Source organism: Nonomuraea sp. NPDC048882, assembly GCF_040649755.1.
GTDB lineage: Bacteria > Actinomycetota > Actinomycetes > Streptosporangiales > Streptosporangiaceae > Nonomuraea > Nonomuraea maheshkhaliensis.
Window position 1 is genome coordinate 1 of sequence record NZ_JBEZGB010000051.1, and the last position, 2,590, is coordinate 2,590.

The 2,590-nt window shown below is 69.7% G+C and carries 2 protein-coding genes; both read left to right on the top strand.

The genetic code is table 11. The annotated features are described in order from the left end of the window. Positions 1-1,098: AMP-binding protein (locus AB0C27_RS56095; protein ID WP_357863623.1), on the top strand; the 1,098-nt coding region annotated here is incomplete at its 5' end. Beyond that, on the top strand, positions 1,098-2,590 hold a 1,493-nt coding region (locus tag AB0C27_RS56100), incomplete at its 3' end, for a condensation domain-containing protein (RefSeq protein WP_357863626.1). The genes AB0C27_RS56095 and AB0C27_RS56100, both read left to right, overlap by 1 nt.

Below are 2,590 nucleotides of genomic sequence, written 5' to 3' on the forward strand. Positions count from 1 at the left end.
GATGTGGCGCATTTTGTGCCGTCGATGCTGGAGGTTTTCCTGGCTGAGCCGGCCGCTGCCGACTGTGATGGCTTGCGGTGGGTGGTGTGTTCGGGGGAGGCGTTGCCGGCGCACCTGGCGCGGCGCTTCGCTGAGGTGCTGGGTGGGGTCGGGCTGGAGAACTACTACGGGCCCACCGAGGCGTCGATCGATGTGACCGCCTTCCGATGCGACGTGGATTGGGATGAGTTGTCCGTCCCGATTGGGCGGCCGGTGGCGAACACTCGGGCTTATGTGCTGGATGAGTTCCTGTCGCCGGTGCCGCCTGGCGTGGTGGGCGAGCTGTATGTGGCGGGCGTTCAGCTGGCTCGCGGCTATGTGGGTCGTGCCGGGTTGAGTGCTGAGCGGTTCGTGGCGTGTCCGTTCGAGGTGGGCGAGCAGATGTATCGGACCGGAGACCGGGTCAGTTGGTCGGTTGAGGGCGAGTTGTTGTTCGCCGGTCGGGCCGATGATCAGGTGAAGATCCGGGGCTTCCGGGTGGAGCCTGGTGAGGTCACTGCGGTGCTGGCCGCTTGTCCTGGGGTGGGGCAGGTGGCGGTGGTGGCGCGGGAGGACCTGCCCGGGGAGGTGCGGCTGGTCGCCTACGTGGTTCCGGCCGGTGAGCGGGCGGGGATCGAGGAAGCGGTGCGGCGGTTCGCCGGTGAGCGGGTGCCGGAGTACATGGTGCCGTCCGCCGTGGTCGTACTGGAGCAGTTGCCGGTGACGGTGAACGGCAAGCTCGACCGCAAAGCCCTCCCCGTCCCTCAGCACGTCACCACCCCCAGCCGCGAACCGTCCACCCGCGAAGAGCAGGTCCTGTGTGAGGCGTTCGCGCGCGTCCTCCGCCTGGAGAGCGTCGGGGTGGATGACGACTTCTTCCGGCTCGGCGGGCACTCGCTGCTGGCGGTGCGGCTGGTCAGTCAGATCCGGGCGGCGCTCGGTGTGGAGGTGCCGTTGAAGGTCCTGCTGGAGACCCCGACGGTCGCGGGACTTGCACGACAGCTTGGTGATCTCAAGTCGGCGAGGCCGGCGTTGCGGCCCATGCGTACTCAGAACATGCGTACTCAGAAGGAGTCCTGATGATTCCGTTGTCGTTCGCGCAGCGCCGGTTGTGGTTCGTCACCCGGTCGGAAGGGCCGAGCGCCACGTACAACATGCCAGTCGTGCTGTCGCTGTCAGGCGAGGTGGACGTCGCGGCGCTGAACGCGGCGTTGCGGGACGTGATCGGGCGGCACGAGGTGCTGCGGACGGTCTTCCCCGACGTGGAGGGGGAGCCCTACCAGCACATCGTGCCGGTCGAGGAGCTGGCGTGGGAGCTGACCGTGGTCGAGGTCGCCTCGGCCGACCTGCCCGCGAAGGTGTCCGAGGCGGCGGCTTACGCCTTCGACCTGGCGGCTGAGGCGCCGATCAAGGCGTGGCTGTTCGAGGCGGGGGCGGGCGAGCGGGTGCTGGTGGTCGTCGTCCATCACATCGCGAGTGACGGCTGGTCGATGGGGCCGCTGGCGCGGGACGTGTCGGTCGCGTACGCCGCGCGGTGCGACGGGCGGGCGCCGGAGTGGGAGCCGCTGCCCGTCCAGTACGCCGACTACACCCTCTGGCAGCGGGAACTGCTCGGCGACGAGAACGACCAGGACAGCCTCGTCTCCACCCAGCTGGCGTACTGGCGGGAGACCCTGGCCGGCCTGCCGGAGGAGCTCGAACTGCCCTACGACCGGCCGCGTCCGGCGGTGGCCTCGCATCGGGGGCACACGGTCCCGATCGAGGTGCCGGCCGAGGTGCACGCCCGGGTGGCGGAGCTGGCGCGGGTCGAGGGCGCGACCACGTTCATGGTGTTGCAGGCCGCGCTGGTCGTGCTGCTGTCGCGGCTGGGCGCGGGCACCGACGTCCCCGTCGGCACGACGGTGGCCGGTCGTACCGACGTCGCGCTCGACGACCTGGTCGGGTTCTTCGTCAACAACGTGGTGCTGCGTACGGATCTGTCCGGCGACCCCACCTTCACGCAGGTGCTCTCCCGCGTCCGGCAGACCGGGTGGAGCGCGTTCGCGCACCAGGAACTGCCGTTCGACCGCCTGGTGGAGGAGCTGGCACCGGCGCGGTCGATGGCGCGGCATCCGCTGTTCCAGGTGATGTTCAAGGTCCAGTCCACCACGAACACCGAGGCGGAGCTGGAACTGCCGGGGGTTCGGGCGGGCGGGCCGTCCGGCGCGGTGTCGGCGGAGGTCACCGCCGGGATGTCGGCGGCGAAGTTCGACCTGGACTTCACGCTGGGCGAGGTGTTCGGTGCCGGGGACGTGCCTGCGGGGCTGCGTGGGTCGGTGGTGGCGGCGGCCGACGTGTTTGATCGCGGGTCGGTGGAGGTGCTGGTCGGTCGTTTGGTACGGGTTCTGGACGCGGTTACCGCTGACCCTGGGACTCGGCTTAGTGGGGTTGAGGTGATGGGTGAGGGTGAGTGGCGTCAGGTGGTGGAGGGGTGGAATGAGACGGGTGTGGGGGTGTCGGCGGGGTCGTTGGTGGAGTTGTTTGAGGGGCAGGTGGTGCGGTCGCCGGGTGCGGTGGCGGTGGTGGGGGCGGA